Raw genomic sequence first — 20121 nt, forward strand, 5'->3', positions numbered from 1 at the left:
ATCCTAGCCCTCCACTTTTTGGATGCACCACGAAATCAAGCTCTCAAGACGTTCCAGATTTTCAGTCATATGGAGATAGCCCATGACTGCTTCAAAACCTGTGGACATACGGTAAGTCACCACATCAGCATTTTTGGCCTTGGTATGACTATTGGTATTGCGGCCACGTTTGTAGATTGCTTCTTCTTTTTCCGTCAGTACTTGCTCCTCCAACATAAGGGAAATCAGGCGAGCCTGAGCTTTGGCTGACACATACTTGGTCGCTTCTTGGTGGAGTTTATTGGGTTTGGTCATACCTTTGAGGATGAGGTGACGGCGAATATACATAGAATACACCGCGTCCCCCTCAAAAGCTAACGCAATCCCATTAATGAGATTGACATCAATCACGTGTCCACCTCACTCCATCCTTGGTGTCAAGGAGTTTAATCCCTTGAGCAGCCAATTGGTCACGGATCTGGTCCGCTGTCGCAAAGTCACGATTGGCACGCGCTTCTTGACGTTTTTGAATCAAGGCTTCAATCTCTTCATCCAGCACTTCCTCAATAAAGACAATTCCAAAGACTTCCAACATATCTGCAAGAGCTTTCTTAACACTTGCATCATAGTTACCAGAGTTTATCCATTTGGCCATTTCAAAAACTACTGTGATACCGTTAGCAGAATTGAAATCTTCATCCATAGCCGCTACAAACTTATCTTTAAATGCTTGTAGCTCTTGAGCATCTACAGTTCCTGTAAATGGTTGCTCGTAAGTATTCTTTAGATACTTGAGATTGGTCTCGGCATCACGCACTGCTTTTTCCGTAAAGTTGATAGGCTTGCGGTAATGCTGTGTCGCAAAGAAGAAACGAAGTACTTGCCCATCAAGGGTTTTAAGGGCATCATGCACAGTGATAAAGTTCCCCAAGGACTTGGACATCTTGACATTATCGATGTTGACAAAGCCGTTGTGCATCCAGTAGTTGGCAAAGATCTTGCCTGTTTTGGCTTCTGACTGGGCAATTTCGTTGGTATGGTGAGGAAACTCTAGGTCGGCTCCACCACCGTGGATATCAATGGTATCACCTAAAATCTCTGTCGACATGACTGAACACTCGATGTGCCAGCCCGGACGACCAGGTCCCCAAGGACTATCCCAAGAAATCTCTCCTGGTTTGGCAGATTTCCATAAAGCAAAGTCTACAGGATTTTCCTTACGAGCCGTTTCTTCATCGGTACGACCTGAAGCACCCAGCTCCAAATCTTCCAGGGTTTTATTGGCCAACTTGGCATAGTTGTGAGATTTTTCCACACGGAAGTAAACATCTCCTTGACTCTCGTAAGCAAAGCCTTTTTCAATCAAATCTTCCACAAAGCGGATGATATACACCATAAACTCCACCACACGCGGATGGTGGGTCGCAGGTTTGACACCCAAGGCCGTCACATCCTCACGAAAGGCAGCGATGTACTTGTCAGCAACCTCCTGAGGCGTGATGCCTTCTTCCTTGGCACGATTGATAATCTTATCATCCACATCCGTAAAATTGGAAATATAGGCAACCTCGTACCCACGATACTCAAAATAGCGACGAATGGTATCAAAAGCCACTGTTGAGCGGGCATTCCCCACGTGGATATAGTTGTACACGGTTGGCCCACAAACATACATCTTGACTTTGCCGTCCTCAATCGGGACAAATTCTCGCAAATCACGAGACATGGTGTCGTAAATTTTAATCATGCGGTCCACTCCCTTCTCTATTTCTGACTTTTTCGGCTGAAAACCAGCTCTGCAAAAGGACCAAATTGTCTGAGGCTATCCAGTTGGTAAAAGCGCTGCCCTTCCTCTTGGGTAAAGAGGGGAACCCCCTTTCCTAGGATAAGGGGCGCTATCTGAATAATGAGGTGGTCGAAAAGATCTGCATCTAAGAGCGGTCCTACTAAGGAATTACCACCAATCACAAAGACATTTTTGCCTTTGTCAATCTGGTGAACAAAGTCCACCACATCCCCAGCTACTGGCTGGTAATTGCTGACAGGCAGGTGCCTATCATGCGTAAAGACATAGTTTTCCGTAGCTTGATAAAAACGTTCTACATCTTGCAAATCTTGGATTTCCTCAAAGGTCCGTTTGCCCATGATGGTGATATCCATTTGCCTGTAAAAGTCATCATAGCCTGTATCCTCTACAGAACCAAGCTGATGCAACCAGTCTATCCTGTGCTGGCTGTCTGCCAAGTAGCCATCCATGGTGACACAGCCGTAAAAATATACTGCCATTCTTGTAGTTTCCTTTCTAGTTCTGCTTCGCCTTCACTTAGCGGGATAGACCCAGATGATTGGACCTCAGTTAATCAAAGTATTCAGCAAAATCCTTGCTGGACAAGAAAAATAAGCCAGACAACAGCAATTCTAATCTGCAGCAGAAAGATTCATTCTTAAACATTCAAGCACCTCTCCTGTCTACTTCCGGCTCAAGGTGTCATAGATTTTAATCATAAAATAATAGTCAGGAAAACCAAAATCCAAGAACAGTTAATTTCATCACTGACAGTTCAATTGAATTTCAGTCCGAATGTCTCTACACTTCGGAATCCCTTGCTCCTTTATCATTCAGATAAACCACCTGGGTCTGTTTGACAAAGCCAATTTTTTCATACAAGCACTTGGCACCTACATTGCTATCTTCCACTGCAATCTGAAATTCCTTGTCATTTTGTTCAATTAGTTGGTTGACAAGGGATTTTGCTAAGTAACTTCCATAGCCTTTCCCACGTTCAAGCTCAGCTATTGCTAAACCGTAGAAGTAATTCGTATTAGTCGATAAATCTACCGTGCAAGTTCCAATAACCTGACCGTTTTTTAATAAAATATATAGGCGACTTTCTGGATCCTTCAGAGCTTCAGCGACATATCTATTCACAACTTCTCTAGATTCATGTTCCTCTGAAAATGCCTGAAATTTTAACTGACTAATTTGCTCCTGATACGAACTATCTGCTAACAAAACTTCAAGATTGGAAACATTTGCTAACGGATAAGGTCTTCTATCCTTACCTAACCAGGTTTCTGTATACTCGTCCTCGACCAATCCCCAGTTACTGACAAAATCAGGATGGCGGTCTAGAAAAACACGCTCTGTCTGAAAAGTAACTGAACGAATAGGGAAAGAAGCCGTTTCTTTCTCAAAACTAGTAAACAATACATGTGCAATTCCCTGACGGCGATGAGCTGGATGAACCAGTATCGTCACTTCTACATCTTGATCATCTGCATAGACAGTTAATAGACCAACAAGTTCGCCTTTTTCATAATAAAGGAAAAAGGCGGGCATGTTTGGGTCAAAATTAAGCATGTTAGAGAGATAGGGATCACGATAGGTACCGTCATAATTTTGGCAACAGTTAATTAGTTTTTTCGCCTCAGATAACTCCTCTTGGCTTAACTTGTTTCTTGCTTGAATCATATAGGTATCCTCTACAAACCAGAAGATCTGTGACTGGCATCTTTAGCCTGCTCAAGTTTATTGACATAGTATTCCCGTTTCACTTCAACTTCGTGAATGGTTGGTTCATCCTTTTGCCCATGCACTCGGACAATCTTAGCTGGAATTCCGACAACCGTCACATCACTCGGAACATCTGCTACAACAACTGCTGCAGCACCGACTTTGGCATTTTCACCGATTTCTACCGGTCCAATGACTTGAGCATGAGCAGAGATGAGAGCTCCCTTTCGCACGGTCGGATGGCGTTTGCCAACATCCTTACCAGTTCCACCAAGAGTTACTCCGTGGTAAAGCATAACGCCTTTTTCAACAATCGCTGTCTCCCCAATCACCAGGCCAGATCCGTGGTCGATAAAGACACCTGAATCAATCTGGGCACCTGGATGAATCTCAATTTGAGTCCAGAAGCGCCAAAACTGACTGTGCATACGAGCCAGTAGTTTGAAGCCATGCTTCCAGAGAAAATGCGAGAGACGGTGGGCCGCCAAGGCCTTGACACCTGGATAAGTCAGCAAAACCTCCAAAGTGGTGCGGGCCGCTGGATCATTTTCTTTTACGATATCAATGGTTTCGCGCCACCATCCCATACATTTCTCCTTTTCTTATTCTGAATCTTTTGGTGTTTCTGTAAATTCTTTCTTAGGTTTGTGACCCTTGTGATGACGTGGACGGTGAGGACGCTCTGATTTTTCACCTTTTTCATCACGTTCAGGTTTTGGAGGACGAGGAAGAAGAGCTTTCATAGAAGCATCCACACGTCCTTTTTCATCAATCTTGATAACCTTAACATCAACTTCATCCCCGATTGCTACCAAGTCTTCGACATTGTTGGTACGCGTCCAAGCCATTTCAGAGATATGAACAAGGGCATCCGTCTTGTCAAAGAGGTTAACAAAGGCACCAAATTTCTCGATACGAACAACCTTAGCACGGTAAACTTCATCCACTTTGGCTTCACGAACCAAACCAGCAATGATTTCTTTGGCACGGTTAATAGCATCTTGGTCACTAGAGTAGATAGACACATTTCCTTCTTCATCGATATCAATCTTAACGCCTGTTTCAGCGATAATCTTATCGATGGTTTCTCCACCTTTACCGATGACAATCTTAATCTTGTCCACATCAATCTTAATAGTATCAATTTTCGGAGCAGTTGGAGCCAATTCTGGACGAACTTCTGGAATGGTTGCTTCAATCACATCAAGGATTTCAAAACGCGCTTTCTTGGCTTGGGCAAGAGCCTCAGTCAAGATTTCTGCAGTGATCCCTTGAATCTTAATATCCATTTGAAGGGCTGTAATCCCATCACGAGTACCTGCAACCTTAAAGTCCATATCTCCAAAGTGGTCCTCCAAACCTTGGATATCTGTCAAGACTGTGTAGTTATTTCCATCTGAGATAAGTCCCATGGCAATACCAGCTACTGGCGCCTTGATTGGCACCCCACCAGCCATAAGGGCAAGAGTTCCAGCACAGATAGAAGCCTGAGATGAAGAACCATTTGATTCCAAGACTTCTGCTACCAAACGGATAGCGTATGGGAATTCTTCCAAGCTTGGCAAGACTTGAGCAAGGGCACGCTCACCAAGAGCACCGTGACCGATTTCACGACGACCAGGTGCACCATAACGACCAGTTTCCCCAACAGAGTATTGTGGGAAGTTATAGTGGTGCATAAAGCGTTTCTTGTACTCTGGATCCAAACCATCAATGATTTGAGTTTCTCCCATCGGAGCCAAGGTCAAGACTGAAAGGGCTTGAGTTTGCCCACGAGTGAAGAGACCTGAACCATGTACACGAGGAAGGAAGTCAACAACCGCATCCAAAGGACGGATTTCATCGACCTTACGACCATCAGGACGTACCTTGTCTTCTGTGATCAAACGACGCACTTCTGCGTGTTCCATTTGTTCCAAGATTTCAGCCACATCACGCATGATACGGTCAAATTCTTCGTGGTCCGCATATTTTTCTTCGTAAACAGCAGTTACTTGGTCCTTAACTGCTTGAGTTGCGGCTTCACGGGCCAATTTTTCTTCTACTTGGACCGCTTTTTGGAGATCGCTGTTGTATGCTGCGATAATTTCAGCCTGCAATTCAGCGTCCACACGAAGCAATTCTACTTCTGCTTTTTCTTTACCAACTGCTGCAACGATTTCTTCTTGGAAGGCAATCAATTCTTTAACTGCTTCGTGCCCTTTAAGGAGAGCTTCCAGCATGATTTCTTCTGACAATTCTTTAGCACCAGACTCTACCATGTTGATGGCGTGCTTGGTACCAGCTACTGTCAATTCAAGAAGAGAATGCTCTGCCTGTTCTTGCGTAGGGTTGATGATGATTTGACCATTCACATAACCCACTTGGACACCAGCGATTGGACCATCAAATGGAATATCTGAAATGGAAAGTGCCAATGATGAACCAAACATAGCTGCCATTGGTGCAGAAGCATTTTCATCATAAGAAAGCACGGTGTTGATGACTTGGACTTCGTTACGGAAACCTTCCGCAAACATAGGACGGATTGGACGGTCAATCAAACGCGCTGTCAAAGTCGCATCTGTTGAAGGACGTCCTTCACGTTTCATAAAGCCACCAGGAAACTTCCCAGCTGCATACATTTTTTCTTCGTAGTTGACTTGAAGCGGGAAGAAATCCCCAGTTGCCATTTTTTTAGACATCACGGCCGCAGTCAAGACAGTTGACTCACCATAACGCACGACAACAGAGCCATTTGCTTGCTTAGCAACCTGACCAGTCTCTACAATTAACTCACGACCCGCAAAAGTCGTTTGAAACACTTGTTTTGTCATTTTAATCCCCTTTGGATTGATAATATTATACGTCTTGCCTACAAAGATCAAGATACCAAGGACGTCAAAAGCAAAGTAAAAATAGGAAACTGACGAAGTCTTCGATGAATACAAGACAGTTTATCTGTTTTACACAGAGTTGTAGGCATGTTCAGCTTTCAAGATACAAATCATTAGAAAGGTTTGATGCTAAAGCATCTAATCCTTTCACGCTAACCGCTATTAGGCGATTAGCTAAATGCTTTACTAACTCTCACGTCAAATAACATCGATTTGACTCGTTCGTGTCGCTCAAACTAAATACTGAAAAGAACAAATTATTAAAAAATTTCTGTCATAAAATTGAGAATCGACAAAGCCTTTGAAACTTAAATACCCTCATCTTTGTATCAAGTACGTACAGAGTCTATTTTATCATATTTTTCTTAAAAAGTGCGGTCTGTACCATTAAAAAGGAACCATTCCCCTCACTTGAGAAGAATGGTTTGCTTTTTATTATCCTAGAGACTGATGATTAAACAAGGCATGAGTTGCTTGGTGGATGTATTTTGCTGTATCCGCATTGTTCATGGTGTAGAGATGCACACCTGCAACATCCTGAGTTACCAAGTCCACGATTTGGTCCACTGCATAGGCAAGTCCTGCTACTCTGAGCGACTCAGGGTCATGATCATACTTGTCTAAGATGGCTTTAAATTTGCGTGGAAGATGGATATTCTCACAAGTCTTCAAGAGGCGGAGAGCCTGATTTCGATTCAGAATTGGCATAATCCCTGCATGAATGGGAACATCAATCCCAGCTAAGATACACTTGTCTTGGAAATCATAGAAGCGCTCATTGTCAAAGAAAAGCTGAGTTACAAGGCTCGAGCAGCCTGCATCCACTTTCTTCTTGAGATTTTGGATATCTGAAATCTGATTTGGCGAATCTGGATGCCCTTCTGGATAGCAAGCTCCAATAATATCAAAGTGAGGGGCTTGTTCCTTAATGAACTCAATCAAGTCGGTTGCGTAGCGAAAATCTTTCTGTGGCTCTACATCTGGAATGATATCCCCACGAAGAGCCAAGATTTTCTGCACCCCAACCTTGTCCAAGTCAGCAATGGTTTCAGCAACCTTGTCCTTGGTCAAATAGATGGCTGGCAAGTGAGCAATAGTCGGAATCGCTAAGTCATTTTGGATAAAGTCGGCCAAACGGACCGTCGTTTCCTTGATATTAAATTTATTATTGCTGGCAGTCACACTGATAAAGTGGGGAGCCAACTCCTGCATATCTTGAAGAGCAGAAATAATGTTATCATTACCCACTGCTGGGTTTGGAGGGAACACTTCAAATGAGAGTGACGGTGTTTGGCGTGACATAGTCTTATCCTTTTCTAGTTGATTTTTTTCGTTAGCTGGATTCCTAGAATCCAAGTGAAACAGGTAGATTGACCAAACAGCGCTTCTTGAGAAATCCTATCTTACAATTTCTCACGCGCAGCTTTAGCTGCTTCAACAAGGCGGATCAAGCTTTCTTTTGTTTCTGGAATACCACGTGTTTTCAAACCACAGTCTGGGTTAATCCAAACTTTCTTGCTTGGCACTTTAGCAAGGATGGCTTCGATTGTATTGTCGATTTCGCCTTCATTAGGCACACGAGGTGAGTGGATATCGTAAACCCCAGGTCCCACTTCTGTTTGGAAGTTTTTCGCTTTGAGTTCGTCCAAGATTTCAAGGTTTGAACGGCTAGCTTCAAAGGAAATAACATCTGCATCCATGTTGTCGATAGCTGGGATGATATCTGTAAATTCTGAATAACACATGTGAGTGTGGATTTGTGTGTCTGGCGCTACTGTTGAGTGTACCAAGCGGAAGGCAGGAATTGCCCAGTCAAGGTAGTCTTCGTACCAGTCGCTACGACGAAGTGGCAATTTTTCACGAAGAGCAGCCTCGTCGATTTGGATGATTTTCACACCAGCAGCTTCAAGGTCAAGCACTTCATCCTTGATAGCAAGGGCGATTTGAAGAGTAGAATCCTTGATAGAGATGTCTTCACGTGGGAATGACCAGTTGAGGATGGTAACAGGTCCAGTCAACATCCCTTTAACAGGTTTGTTTGTACGGCTTTGTGCATAGCTAGACCATTTAACAGTAATAGGATTAAGACGAGTGACATCACCCCAAATGATTGGTGGTTTCACCCCACGCATACCGTATGACTGTACCCAACCATTTTTAGAGAAGAGGTAACCTGACAAGTTTTGACCGAAATACTCAACCATGTCATTACGCTCAAACTCACCATGAACAAGGACATCAAAGTCGATATCTTCTTGCCATTTGATCCATTCGTCAATTGTTTCAGCAAGGAAAGCGTCGTACTCTTCTTGAGACAATTCACCTTTACGGTAAGCCAAACGTTTGGCACGAACTTCTTTAGTTTGAGGGAATGAACCGATAGTTGTTGTTGGAAGAGCTGGAAGTTTGAAAGCTTCTTCTTGGATAGCTTCACGTTCTGCAAAGGCTGGCAAACGAGTGTAGTCAGCGTCCGTCAATCCAGCGATACGCGCACGAAGTTCTGCATTTTCACCCACACGCTCAGTCGCAAAGAGTGCTTTGTTGGCTGCAAGTGCTTCTTCACCTTGACCATTGCGGATAGCATCCAAATCACGAATCTCATCCAATTTTTCAACTGCAAAGGCAAAGTGGTTCAAGATAGCTGGTTCAAATTCTTCATTAGCTGTTGTAAATGGCACATGAAGAAGTGAGCATGAGCTTGTCAAGACAATGTTTTCAGCTGGAATTTGCTCAAGAACAGCCAAGCTCTTTTCGTAATTGTTGCGCCAGATGTTTTTACCATTGACAATACCTGCATAAAGAGTCTTGTCAGCTGGGAAACCACCTTTAACCAATTCAAGAGTTTTCTTACCTTCAACGAAGTCAAGACCGATAGCATCTACTGGCAAGTTTACAAGGTCAGCGTAGACATCACGAACGTCTCCGAAGTAAGTTTGAAGCAAGACTTCAAGACCTTTTTTGTCAGCCAAAAGTTTGTTGTAGAGGTTCAAGAAGAGAGCTTTTTCTTCAGCTGTCAAGTCTTTGACAAGAGCCGCTTCGTCCAATTGAATACGAGTTGCACCAAATTCAGCCAATTTTGCAAAAACATCTTGGTAAGCAGCCACTAAGCTGTCTACGAAGTCTTCTGCTTTCACGCCTTCTTCAAAGTCTGACAATTGAAGGAAAGTGAATGGACCTACAAGAACAGGACGAGTGTTCAATCCAAGTTCTTTTGCTTCTTGGAACTCATCGAAAATCTTGTGTCCAGCCAATTTTACTTGAGTGTCTTTTTCAAATTTAGGAACGATATAGTGGTAGTTAGTGTTGAACCATTTCTTCATTGGAAGGGCGCGAACATCCCCTTTTTCTCCTTGGTAACCACGTCCCAAAGCGAAGTAACGCTCAAGATCAGACAAGTCCAAATTTTGAACTGAAGCAGGTACCACGTTGAAAAGGAAGGCTGCATCTAGGAAGTTGTCATAGTGAGAAAAGTCATTTGATGGGATTTCAGTGATGCCTTTTTCTTTTACAATGTTCCAGTGTTTAGCACGCAAGTCTTTTGCTGCTGCCAAGAGTTCTTCTTCTGAGATTTCTTTTCTAAAGTATTTTTCAGTTGTAAATTTTAATTCGCGGAATTCGCCCAAACGAGGGAAACCGATGATTGTAGTTGACATGATGTGTCCTCCAAAATTTGTTGTTGAAACTATCTTAACAGAAAAGAAAGCGTCTGTATAATTGTAAAAAATTAGGCTTTGATATAGTTTGAAACTATATCTCTGTTTTAGACAAAAGAAAAAGACTTGAGACAAATGCCTCAAATCCTTTGTGTAGCTTGTTTTATAGCTTTATTCCAGTTAGACGATTCAAACGCGTTATTAGTAATTCTTATAAGTGACTATGACTTGTTATTAGAAAAGACTATAATACTCTTCGAAAATCAAATTCAAACCGCGTCAACGTCGCCTTGCCGTACTCAAGTACAGCCTGCGGCTAGTTTCCTAGTTTGCTCTTTGATTTTCATTGAGTATGAGTCTACTCTAATCAACTCTTTTCCTGTTCGAGTGGGACAACTACTAGTGTCTTTCCTAAACTGGCTAAGACTTTTAAGACTGTATCCAACTGAGGGCTAGTCTTGCCTGTTTCCATCCTAGCTATGACAGGCTGGCTCACTCCACTAAGTTCTTCTAACTTTTTCTGACTGATTCCTTGTTCGTGTCTGGCCTCAATCAACTCACTCATGATAGCCACTCGCATATCACTTTCAAGAATTTCCTCCTTGGTAAAAAGGTCAGAGCGGACATCCTTCCAGTTACTTCCAATAGCACTATTCTTCATCACTTAACCCTCTTTCTTTTAAGTCCTTCAGTTCACGCTTGGCTTTTTTAAAATTATAACTTAAAAGTTATTAAAAGTAAATCTGAACACTCATAAAAAGAAGACCTTAGAAAAACTCTAAAGGTCTCATCTTTATTATTCGAAAAAATTACGAAAAGAGTTATAAAATGCTGATAATCCTTACGTTTACTTCAGCTCAATCCCCTTCTCTCGGAGATTAGCCAGACACTCCTCATAGTAGGCATCGTCATGTTCGCTATATATTGGACTAGTCAACTTCTCCTCTGCTAAATCTTCATAGAGAGGGCAAGTCTTGCCACGGTAGTTCTTGTCCAGCCACTCTAGACTGACATTGTAGTCACGGTCAGCCATCTCCTCCATGATCAAACGATGATAGGCATAGAGACGATAAGGTGAGTGGGTAAAGACATAGTCAACCGTCGCATGCTTTCTGCCCCAGCCATTGCCACGCAGGGCGCAGCACTCTCGATGTTGCCCCAAAAGTTGAGGACGAGGAAGCTGTGAAATCAAAGCCTCATGCCAAAGTCTCATGACAATCTCCTTTCAATAAAGTCGAATGTTGCAAGTAGGTATTTGGATATCGTTCAAGCAAGTCTCGAGTCTTAGTGATCAAGTCTTCCTTAGAAGCCTGACCAAAGCGATAGCGATCCAGCAAGAGCATGTAGTCCTTGCGCTCAGCATCTGTCGCTTTCTTTTTAAAATAGCCCCAAATATGCTGAAAGGCATTGCAGACCTGACCCCTATGTTCTGGGATTTGACAGGCACGGTCAATCATCTCTTGTACCTGACTCACCTCCACCTCTTCATCCTTGAGATACTGACGAACCTCACTGTAAATATTGCTAGAATGGCTCAAAACGAGGTATTTATTTCTAGCCCAGAGTTGCTGGCAAAGGGCACGTTGGTTGTTATTTTCCATATTTCTCCTTACTTTCTACTAGTTCCCTGGAAATATGGAAACAAAGTTATATCTTAAAAATGAGCGGAATATGAGCGAAAAAAGAAATAATAATTACTAACCGTGTGAAACTTTTTTCATCTTCTACAACTTTCCATAGATTCAAGAAACAAAGTAATAATTTTCTTTTAGTTCTCGGAAACGGTCAAAACCGAGAATACCCTCATTTTGTAATCTGCCTAAAACGACGCTTGGATGAATATCTATCTCCTCAGAAAAGCGAAGAATGTCTGACTTATCAAAGTTTCCTTTTTTGACAAAAGTCTGGTAATCTTCTGGACTAATCAAGAAATCTTTTGCAAACTGGTCTGCCTGTTCCTCAGAACGACGGTAAGATTCGCTATTTCCATCATCAGATGAAAAATCATTCTCTAGAATATGTCCTATCTCATGAAAAAGTGAGAACCAGAAAATATCGGATGCTTTGTTTCGATCTGTGAGTAAAAGCAAGGCACTGCCATTACTAAATTTTTTAGTCGCTCCATTCAGATTGGCATTTGGTAAGGCAGGTAGACCGACTAGGACAACCCCACACTCTAACAAAATATCAGACAAGCGTTGAGGAAATTCTTCTGGGTCTTGTCTGGTCAACTTTCTCAAAGCAGGTAAGCTTCTCTCAAGCTTTCTACGATTGAGCTTAGTGCTCGTTATATCACGTGCTTTTTTAGACGCCAACTCCAACATAATATTGGAGTTCACTATACTTTTAGTCGTGAACTTACGCGTATTTCGATAGCTGACTAGATGATTAAAAGATGTAAGATTTTCTAAACTTGCCACACCTAGAATCTTGCGAAGCTCGACAATCTTTTCCTTCAAACTATAGCGTTTGTCTGGAACGTAGCCTTCTTCCTTAAAATACTTGAAATCAATCAGCTCACAGATTTCTTTCTCGCTACCTTCTTCAAGCTCTCTTTCCTCTGCAATCTCAGCTACTTTTACATCATAAGCGTTTTGAAGATTGAGCCAGGTTTGCATGGAAACTCCGCTTAGCTTGGCTAACTTATGAGCCGTTTCTTTACTGATGGACTCCTCAGCATTGACGAGCTTGCTGACAGTCTTTGCTGAAACCCCCAAACGCTCCGCAAATTCCTTCTGCGTTACGTTATAATCTTCGATTAACTCACTGACATACTGACCTGGATGAAAAGCAATCAGGTCTTTGTATTCAACAATTTTATTACTCATAGTGATTGCTGACCTCCTCTATTTTTAGGATTTCAATTTCAATAGGACTAGGAAATACCTTTTCTAGATCCTCCTCACGAAAACCCACAATCAAGCGATAGGAACTCCTTCGACCATCTATATCTAAAGCAAACTGCCCCTGTCTCTTTCCCTTGAGTTGGTGAAAGTGATGTTTAGGAAAAGCGGTCACACTGGCCAAAGAATCCGCCGCTTCCAAAAAGTTGATCAAGAGATGCAACTTTACAGCAACCTTATCCGAAAAATCCTTTTTCGCTCTCCTCAGCTCTGTGCACTGCTTTTCAACAGTTTTATTTGTATAGATAAGCTTCATATGTCCCTTTCTGTTCATTTTAAATTACCATTTAGGTAATTTAATTATAACATCTTTAGAAAATAAAAACCAGCCAAAAGTTAACTTGACTGGGATTTCAAATCTGATAGATGTATCTAACTATTTCCCCATCACCCTTTAAACTCTTTCAAAAACTCTTCGAGTTCAGCATCGGATTCTGGTGTGGTTCCGTAGAGTTGACCGAGCATTTCAAGCAAAGAAGCGGTTTGGTTTTGGATTGCTTGATTGGTCGTGTTAATCTTGCTGACGATATCTGTTAGTGGTTCGACTTCTTCTTCCTCGAAGGTATCTACGTAACGAGGGATATTGAGGTTATAGTCATTTTCAACGATTTCTTCATAACTTGCCAGATGGGCAAACTTATCAATCTCCTCATGTGACTTGTAGGCTCCCAGAATCTTCTCGATATGAATATCCGTCATGATATTCTGGTTTTTCCCCTTATCAAACTCCTTAGAAGCATCGATAAAGTAGACATCACGATTGGTACGATTCTTTTTGAGAATGATAACCGTGGTCGGAATGCTGGTATTAAAGAAGATATTGGCAGGAAGACCAATAACCGTGTCAATAGCCCCTTCTTCTAACAAGGCCTTACGAATGGTTCCCTCCGCATTTCCTCGGAAAAGAACACCGTGGGGAAGGACGATAGCCATAATTCCATTATCCTGCTTGAGATGGTAGTAACCATGCAAGAGAAAGGCAAAGTCAGCCTTGGACTGGGGCGCTAGTTTCCCAAAAGGAGAGAAACGAGGATCCGCCATAAAGCCAGAGCTAGCAGACCACTTGGCAGAGTAGGGTGGGTTCATGAGAACCCCGTCAAAGTTGGTCGGCTCTTGAGTCGGCCAGTCTTCGTCTAGTGTATCGGCATTGTGGAGAAATTGATTCTCAACAGGAACACCGTGTAGAATCATGTTCATCCGAGCCAAGTTATAGGTCGAAGTATTGAGTTCCTGACCAAAGTAGACCACTGTCTGCGGTTTATGAGAGTATTTCTTGGCATTGAGCAAGAGAGAGCCAGACCCCATAGTCGCATCATAGATGGTAAAGCCTAGCTGGTCCTCACGATCCAAAAAGGCAATCTGAGTCATGAGTTTGGCAACAGGCTGAGGCGTATAGAACTCACCAGCCTTCTTACCCGAGTCAGTCGCAAACTGACCAATCAGATACTCATAAGCATCCCCCAGCATATCACCCGCATGACCAGCCACATCCAGCACAGCCAACTCCTTCATGACCGCCGCCACCGTTTGGTTTTGCTTTTGCGGAGTCGCCCCTAGCTTTTTGGAATAGAGGTCAATATCTTCAAAGAGATTTTCATAGAGTTCATCACTCTGCTCGATATCACGAAAACCTTGAGCCAAATCTTCCAGCTGGAAAGTTCCCTCATTGACACGTGCTACAAGAGCCGTAAAAGTCAACTCAGGCTTGATACTATAGTTGAGTTCGTCCTTCATGACTGCAAGAAGATCCTCGTGGGTATCCGCATCCTCATAGTAGTTACGATAAACCTCAAGGGCAGCCTCTAGACTCTCACTCCCCTCCTCCATAGTCTCCGCCACAAAAAAGAGCATCTTATCTGACAGATACTTGTAAAAGACCATACCCAAGAGATAGGACTTGTAGTCATTAGCATCCATCTTAGAGCGGAGAACATCCGCTGAGTTCCACAGGGCTTGGTAGAGCGACTGGGAAGTTTGTGTTGTTTCCATAGTGTTTCTTTCTAAAGTTTTAATTAATCATGATTTATTTAGTTTATCAATCTTTTCTTCAAATACAAATCCATTTGACTTCATTTGATTTAATCTTTCCCGAATATTTAAAATTACTGTCTTTTCATAGCTAACGTAGTCATGTGGTGGAGCAAACATATATCTTCCTGTCCAAAGAATATATTTCTTATTTTCAGGAATAATATCAAATCCATCAAAGCCATATTCATTCGATAGAATAGACTGAAATATCCAGAATGATAGAAACTCTACATCGTTGAGATGATTTATAGAATTCCATATACTGCTATCCCAGTTATCAAATCTGCTAAATTTTTCTACTGAAGCTAAATAAGTCAACAGAAGAAAATCTTTTCTACGATACTTTGTAAAGGTTTGACAACCAATATCCAAATCATGAAAATAGCATCCTAAATCATGGAAGCTCAATACTCTATGCTTTTCTAAAAAATATATAATCTCAGATCGATCTAAACCTGCAGGTTTTAAAATATTTTCCCACATTTCAACAATTTTAGAAATCACATCTTTTGTTAGGGGATAATTTCTTTCATACGGAGGCACTATCTCATTATACTTTTCTTGTACAATAAGAGTCATAGAGGGACTATTTTTAAACTTCATAGATTCATTAATAACAATATTTAGTAAACTTTTTTTCTGAATATCAGAAAAATCTGCAAATTGATTATTCAAATATTGATAAAAATCAGTTTTTTGATCCGAATCTATTAACTCTTGTATAAATTTATCTGACTGTTCCACGAATAAGGTATCTAATTCATCTTTTGTACGATTCATAGGCACTTCATAAAGAAAATATTCTATACTATTCTTATTAAAACTTAGTGGATATTGCTCATTATCAACTTTTTGGATTTCAGATAACAGCTCTTTTATTGTGTGGCCTTTACGGAGAAAATCTTCTAGCTTTGTTTTCTCATTCTCTTCTATAACTATTTGTATATTGTTGAGCATTTTCTTATAGAGTTCTGGATAAAATAAGTAAGCATAGATAATTAACAACTGTTGTTCCACTTGAACACGACCAAATTTCCTTCTTGTAAAAAATTCTTTATTTACATAATCATTAAAATGTTCCCTATCACGTAAATTTCTCTGGTCACTTTTAACTCTTTTTTTAAAACTCTCTGATAAATAAACGCCAAACTTTTTTTCTAATAAATGAAAATAACTATCCCAAATATTTGAAGAATGTAGTACAAAAGGTAACTCAACTTGTCTATCAATTATCTTTGATAGATAGTTATCCCCTCTCTTATAAAGTAGTGTCATATCACCAACAAAAATAATAGGTAGCTTTCCATTTATCAAACTAAAAAGTTTATAACAGTCTTCTTGTTGCTTTTCCAGCATTCTATCAAAATCATCAATAACTAAAATCTTAGAAAATTTATGTAGTCTAGTTAATAAGAAGCTATACAACTCATCAGATTTATATTTAAAAACATTCCAAACTGCAACTCCTAAAGATACCAATCCTCCAATTTTCAGAATCACTGATTTCTCAGAACCAAAATACTCACCCAATCCTAAATCCACAACATTAGTCATCAAAATAGAAACCATTACTAGGACAACAATACTTAACCTCATCAAAACTAAGTAAAAAAATGGGTGGAGTTTTGAAAATGTTACTTCAATCATTGAACGATTATCTGTTAATCTCCAAAAATCCATAGTAATTAGTTTTATCTTTTTATTCTTATTTACATCCTGTAAAAATGTTGATTTCCCTGAGCCCCAGTTTCCATTAAGAAAATATGTTTTATCTTCTTGCAGTAGTTCAGCAAAATTTTTTGCTGCTGTTGAGGTATCGATTTTCTCTAGTTTTATATAATTCTTTTCCATTTTGATTTACCTAAATAAACATATCCTGCAAGAGTTTCTTTTTCAGAGTCTCAAGCTGAGTAATTTTTTCTTGGTAAGAGTTGATGAGGTTATCGAGATTTGAGAAATATGAGCCGATGGCTTGTTGTTCTTGAATATTAGAAGGTACTAATACTTTAATCTTAGAAAACTCTTTTTTTGTAATATGAGGTTGTGCAGAACCAACTTGATTTACTTTCATAAAATTACTAATCAAGTTTCCGCGTAAAACAGCTAAAATATATTCTGGATCTATTTTATCACCTAGTAAAGGTCTTAAAATCAGCATAGCTGAATTTATCCTAACGGAACTATATCTTTTTTGGATATTTTCATCATAATATGCTACATTTCCAAGGGTTCCTCTACTAGTTAGAATAAAGTCTCCTGAGATTAACTTACCGTTTCTTAATTCTTTATCTTTCTCTTCTGAAATAAATTTTGTTGTACTAAAATCTAATCCTGTCTTTTTTACATTCCTAGTGTCCAAGAATAAGGTATGCCCAAAACTAGAGAAGTCACTTTCTCCTGGATAACTTTTACCTCTATCTCCATCTATTATTTGGAAAATATCTGCCATCTTTACGCATTCCCACTCACCTTCAAATCCATCCAAACGAATCTTAGGAACAGTATCTCCAGCTTTAGGAAACATCTTAGAGAGCATAGTCGCCTTGAGAGATTGGTAGTTGGCAAGATTGTCCTTGTAGCTATCTAGAAGGTCGTCGAGGGTGCGGAAGAGGGAGCCGATGGCGGATTGTTCTTCATATGAGGGATAATATAACTTAACCGCCTTCAAGTCAGAATTATGTAAATGAACAACTGATTTACCTTGTGCACGTTTAGATAATTCTCTCTGTTGTGAACCATTTGATAGTGTGATTGCAATAAATGAAGGATCTAGATTCTCATGAGGTTTTACAATATTTATATCTCCTCCTAAAATCACCCCTCCATCAGTAACACATGATGCTCTAGAAATCTCAGCTGCACTTTCTCCAGAAGCTGGAATAATTACCTCTCCTCCTTCACTTATAACTGAATTCTTCTCCATGTTAGCATAGGTATCAATATTGCTAATTACAGACTCATACTTTGTATAAAGACGACCATACAAAATGATTGGAGTTCCCTGAGGTTGTATAGCTTTCTTAGAGTATCCTCTCCCCTTTGAGAATTCTGCAACTTCTGACAATTGATTTTGAAACCAAGGTTCTGAAAATGCTCTAAATCTTACTATCGGTATTTTTTCTTTTCGAGTCGACATATACTCTCCTTCTATTTACGTCCAGAAATTTGCTTTTTACAGTTATCAAATCTGCATCATCCTTTGTCATCATCCCTAATAACTTTAAATTTCAAATCGGATTCTTCATATTTTTGCTTTAAAATTTTCTCAGCCATTTTCTCTGGAGAAACTAACCTAAATGTAGTTTCGGTTATATACTTTGTTAAATAAGTCCTTAACTCATCACATTTTTCAGTTAGTTGAGATTTTTTCATAAAATCTTCAGCTACTTTTTTATAATCTTCAAAATTCTTCACTCGATTTATTTTTTTGTGATAGTCTACAAATATTGCAACTTCCTTACGAACCTCTTCTTTTAACCTAGATAATTCGATATCATCTTGTATAACCAGAGTTAGCAATAATAAATCTCTTAATTTTATAATTGAATTATATTTAGGAAGCAAATAATCTGAATATAATAAAGGAAAAATTTTTTCAAACTCAATATCTTCATCTGATTCTACTTCTTTAGAGATCATCTTTACGAATTCAAATATTGCATCTGCAAATAAATTTTTAGCAATTCTTAAATCGCTCAATATCTCATATGAACGCTCTGCTCGCTCAATTGTATATTGTAAGAAAATACGTTCTCTTTCGTTCTCTTCTTGTTTTTCAAAAAATTCTCGTTGTAACTTATGTTCATCTTGTAGCTGTTTAAGTTGCTGCTTATTTTGAAGCTTTGCAACATACACTGCTACACCAGCACCTAGTAAAGCCCCTATCATAGAACTAATAAACTGAGAATTAAGAAATGTAATTATAAAATCCATTGATTGTAATTCCCCCTAAATATAAAGTATTAATAATAATATTATTGCAAGTTACATACTATTCAAATATTATTTAATCCAAAAGAACTTCTCTCATCCCATCAATATCATCACTTTTAACGAAGACTACATTTTTATTACCAGTTAATTCTACAAGTTTATCTTTTCCTAGTATGATAGCTAAATTCTTAACAATAGACCGTTTAGCAGGCTCATTATAGTATGTAAAAATAAATCGATAATTGTAAGTATAGTGACTTGTTAAAGTAAAACAATTTTGAAAAATTTCCTTGTCTAGTGGGTCAACTGAATGTCCAAAAACAATAATATTTTTTTTCTTTAATCCGCCGTATAAATCTTCCGCACGTCTTGGCTTAAGAAAGTCTAAATATTCACTACCAGTTTCTTTTACAATTCTTTGATAATATTTTTGATAAGGTATCAAGCTGCTATTAACATCAATTTCTTTATCTTCTATTCCGAAAACCATTGTATTAATTTCCGATTTTTGTCTACTTAAATCAATTTCACCATGTATAAAATGTGTCTTTTCTAAAGAAATATTATAAAGTTTATTTGGTGTGTGTGTATAATTGAAACTAATTACATAAGACTCTGAAATATCAGTTATAGCATCCAATGCAGTTTCTACTGGGGATATTTGATTAATTTCAAAATCTATGTAATCTCTATAAGATAAATAAATCTCTAAAAGATTTGTCAATAACTCTAAATGATTAATAAAAAACTCATTTAATTTCGATATTGCTATTCTTCTTTCTAGTGTATCCCAACCAAAAATAGTGAACTTTTCATAAAATATTTCAGCCACAAACATTTTTGACGCAAAATTTTCTTGAGAAACTATTTCTTCACGAAACTTATCAACATAAACTACTCTTAAGGCATTTTTACCACTAAGATATATCGAATCAGGGTTCAATCTATAAAAATCGATTGCTTCAGCAAGTTGTGAAATCATTCTTTCCAGATTTGACCAATTTTCTCCAAGAATAGATTTATTCTCGTTTATAAACCTAAGGAATAAATTATCTTTATATTTTTCAATATCAATATTATTACTATTAAGAAATAACTGCAGATCGTCTTCTTTTTCTAAAAATAAATTGCTAGCAAATTCTACGAAATCACTATAACTCGTTTTTCGTCCCATGGACAAATCAAATCCATTTCCTAAAATTAATATTGTATCTGCCATTTTTCCTCCAAAG

General features: G+C 39.4%; 18 protein-coding genes. All 18 read right to left on the reverse strand.

Annotated elements, in window-relative coordinates; genetic code table 11:
* Nucleotides 1-3 precede the first annotated feature (3 nt).
* The 18 genes from HT731_RS02255 to HT731_RS02340 all read right to left on the reverse strand — a co-directional run bounded on the left by HT731_RS02255 (nucleotide 4) and on the right by HT731_RS02340 (nucleotide 20108).
* Nucleotides 4-390 carry a Mini-ribonuclease 3 gene (locus HT731_RS02255; RefSeq protein ID WP_061759500.1) on the reverse strand — a complete coding sequence of 129 codons (387 nt, stop codon included), beginning with the start codon at nucleotides 388-390 and terminating at the stop codon, nucleotides 4-6.
* The gene (gene cysS / locus HT731_RS02260) at nucleotides 383-1726 is read right to left on the reverse strand and encodes a cysteine--tRNA ligase (protein WP_061759501.1); all 1344 of its coding nucleotides are present in this window, start codon (nucleotides 1724-1726) and stop codon (nucleotides 383-385) included. The genes HT731_RS02255 and cysS overlap by 8 nt, the downstream gene beginning before the upstream one ends.
* Nucleotides 1727-1743: 17 nt before the next feature.
* The gene (locus HT731_RS02265; RefSeq protein ID WP_061759502.1) at nucleotides 1744-2265 is read right to left on the reverse strand and encodes a dihydrofolate reductase family protein; all 522 of its coding nucleotides are present in this window, start codon (nucleotides 2263-2265) and stop codon (nucleotides 1744-1746) included.
* 301 nt (nucleotides 2266-2566) lie between these two features.
* Nucleotides 2567-3451, reverse strand: a complete 885-nt coding sequence (locus HT731_RS02270) for a GNAT family N-acetyltransferase (protein ID WP_061759503.1) — start codon at nucleotides 3449-3451, stop codon at nucleotides 2567-2569.
* Nucleotides 3452-3462: 11 nt separating this feature from the next.
* Nucleotides 3463-4080, reverse strand: coding sequence for a serine O-acetyltransferase (gene cysE, locus HT731_RS02275; protein ID WP_061759504.1), 618 nt, complete (start codon nucleotides 4078-4080; stop codon nucleotides 3463-3465).
* Between the two features lie 15 nt (nucleotides 4081-4095).
* Nucleotides 4096-6309, reverse strand: coding sequence for a polyribonucleotide nucleotidyltransferase (gene pnp / locus HT731_RS02280; protein WP_061759505.1), 2214 nt, complete (start codon nucleotides 6307-6309; stop codon nucleotides 4096-4098).
* A gap of 495 nt (nucleotides 6310-6804) precedes the next feature.
* Nucleotides 6805-7671, reverse strand: coding sequence for a methylenetetrahydrofolate reductase [NAD(P)H] (gene metF, locus HT731_RS02285; RefSeq protein ID WP_061759506.1), 867 nt, complete (start codon nucleotides 7669-7671; stop codon nucleotides 6805-6807).
* Nucleotides 7672-7772: 101 nt separating this feature from the next.
* Nucleotides 7773-10022 (reverse strand): 5-methyltetrahydropteroyltriglutamate--homocysteine S-methyltransferase, encoded by a 2250-nt coding sequence (metE, locus tag HT731_RS02290; protein ID WP_061759507.1) that lies wholly within the window; start codon nucleotides 10020-10022, stop codon nucleotides 7773-7775.
* Nucleotides 10023-10389: 367 nt separating this feature from the next.
* A complete protein-coding gene (locus HT731_RS02295) occupies nucleotides 10390-10683 on the reverse strand; it encodes a helix-turn-helix transcriptional regulator (protein WP_061759508.1) in 294 nt (97 codons plus the stop codon).
* Between the two features lie 186 nt (nucleotides 10684-10869).
* Nucleotides 10870-11235, reverse strand: a complete 366-nt coding sequence (locus tag HT731_RS02300) for a TIGR02328 family protein (RefSeq protein ID WP_061759509.1) — start codon at nucleotides 11233-11235, stop codon at nucleotides 10870-10872.
* Nucleotides 11219-11623 (reverse strand): YbgA family protein, encoded by a 405-nt coding sequence (locus HT731_RS02305; protein ID WP_061759510.1) that lies wholly within the window; start codon nucleotides 11621-11623, stop codon nucleotides 11219-11221. The genes HT731_RS02300 and HT731_RS02305 overlap by 17 nt, the downstream gene beginning before the upstream one ends.
* Before the next feature lie 141 nt (nucleotides 11624-11764).
* Nucleotides 11765-12850, reverse strand: a complete 1086-nt coding sequence (locus HT731_RS02310) for a HigA family addiction module antitoxin (protein WP_061759511.1) — start codon at nucleotides 12848-12850, stop codon at nucleotides 11765-11767.
* Nucleotides 12843-13181: a type II toxin-antitoxin system RelE/ParE family toxin gene (locus tag HT731_RS02315; protein ID WP_061759512.1), complete on the reverse strand. Its 339-nt coding sequence runs from the start codon at nucleotides 13179-13181 to the stop codon at nucleotides 12843-12845. Before HT731_RS02315 ends, HT731_RS02310 begins: the two co-directional genes overlap by 8 nt.
* A gap of 131 nt (nucleotides 13182-13312) precedes the next feature.
* The gene (locus HT731_RS02320; RefSeq protein WP_061759513.1) at nucleotides 13313-14914 is read right to left on the reverse strand and encodes a type I restriction-modification system subunit M; all 1602 of its coding nucleotides are present in this window, start codon (nucleotides 14912-14914) and stop codon (nucleotides 13313-13315) included.
* A 27-nt stretch (nucleotides 14915-14941) separates the two neighbouring features.
* The gene (locus tag HT731_RS02325; protein ID WP_061759514.1) at nucleotides 14942-16807 is read right to left on the reverse strand and encodes a P-loop NTPase fold protein; all 1866 of its coding nucleotides are present in this window, start codon (nucleotides 16805-16807) and stop codon (nucleotides 14942-14944) included.
* A gap of 10 nt (nucleotides 16808-16817) precedes the next feature.
* Nucleotides 16818-18092: a restriction endonuclease subunit S gene (locus HT731_RS02330; RefSeq protein ID WP_061759515.1), complete on the reverse strand. Its 1275-nt coding sequence runs from the start codon at nucleotides 18090-18092 to the stop codon at nucleotides 16818-16820.
* Nucleotides 18093-18148: 56 nt separating this feature from the next.
* On the reverse strand, nucleotides 18149-18889 hold the full coding sequence (locus HT731_RS02335; protein WP_061759516.1) for a hypothetical protein: 741 nt from the start codon (nucleotides 18887-18889) through the stop codon (nucleotides 18149-18151).
* A 73-nt stretch (nucleotides 18890-18962) separates the two neighbouring features.
* Nucleotides 18963-20108, reverse strand: coding sequence for an AbiH family protein (locus HT731_RS02340; protein ID WP_061759517.1), 1146 nt, complete (start codon nucleotides 20106-20108; stop codon nucleotides 18963-18965).
* Nucleotides 20109-20121: the final 13 nt, after the last annotated feature.

The sequence above is a fragment of the Streptococcus sp. k-163 genome (genome assembly GCF_013277555.1).
GTDB lineage: Bacteria > Bacillota > Bacilli > Lactobacillales > Streptococcaceae > Streptococcus.

Excerpts from the sequence above, each read along its gene's own strand:
- metE (WP_061759507.1), bottom strand. The coding sequence starts at position 10,022 with ATGTCAACTACAATCATCGGTTTCCCTCGTTTGGGCGAATTCCGCGAA.
- HT731_RS02295 (WP_061759508.1), bottom strand. The coding sequence starts at position 10,683 with ATGAAGAATAGTGCTATTGGAAGTAACTGGAAGGATGTCCGCTCTGAC.
- HT731_RS02265 (WP_061759502.1), bottom strand. The coding sequence starts at position 2,265 with ATGGCAGTATATTTTTACGGCTGTGTCACCATGGATGGCTACTTGGCA.
- HT731_RS02340 (WP_061759517.1), bottom strand. The coding sequence starts at position 20,108 with ATGGCAGATACAATATTAATTTTAGGAAATGGATTTGATTTGTCCATG.
- HT731_RS02305 (WP_061759510.1), bottom strand. The coding sequence starts at position 11,623 with ATGGAAAATAACAACCAACGTGCCCTTTGCCAGCAACTCTGGGCTAGA.
- cysS (WP_061759501.1), bottom strand. The coding sequence starts at position 1,726 with ATGATTAAAATTTACGACACCATGTCTCGTGATTTGCGAGAATTTGTC.
- pnp (WP_061759505.1), bottom strand. The coding sequence starts at position 6,309 with ATGACAAAACAAGTGTTTCAAACGACTTTTGCGGGTCGTGAGTTAATT.
- HT731_RS02335 (WP_061759516.1), bottom strand. The coding sequence starts at position 18,889 with ATGGATTTTATAATTACATTTCTTAATTCTCAGTTTATTAGTTCTATG.
- cysE (WP_061759504.1), bottom strand. The coding sequence starts at position 4,080 with ATGGGATGGTGGCGCGAAACCATTGATATCGTAAAAGAAAATGATCCA.
- HT731_RS02315 (WP_061759512.1), bottom strand. The coding sequence starts at position 13,181 with ATGAAGCTTATCTATACAAATAAAACTGTTGAAAAGCAGTGCACAGAG.
- HT731_RS02320 (WP_061759513.1), bottom strand. The coding sequence starts at position 14,914 with ATGGAAACAACACAAACTTCCCAGTCGCTCTACCAAGCCCTGTGGAAC.
- HT731_RS02310 (WP_061759511.1), bottom strand. The coding sequence starts at position 12,850 with ATGAGTAATAAAATTGTTGAATACAAAGACCTGATTGCTTTTCATCCA.
- HT731_RS02330 (WP_061759515.1), bottom strand. The coding sequence starts at position 18,092 with ATGTCGACTCGAAAAGAAAAAATACCGATAGTAAGATTTAGAGCATTT.
- HT731_RS02325 (WP_061759514.1), bottom strand. The coding sequence starts at position 16,807 with ATGGAAAAGAATTATATAAAACTAGAGAAAATCGATACCTCAACAGCA.
- HT731_RS02300 (WP_061759509.1), bottom strand. The coding sequence starts at position 11,235 with ATGAGACTTTGGCATGAGGCTTTGATTTCACAGCTTCCTCGTCCTCAA.
- HT731_RS02270 (WP_061759503.1), bottom strand. The coding sequence starts at position 3,451 with ATGATTCAAGCAAGAAACAAGTTAAGCCAAGAGGAGTTATCTGAGGCG.
- metF (WP_061759506.1), bottom strand. The coding sequence starts at position 7,671 with ATGTCACGCCAAACACCGTCACTCTCATTTGAAGTGTTCCCTCCAAAC.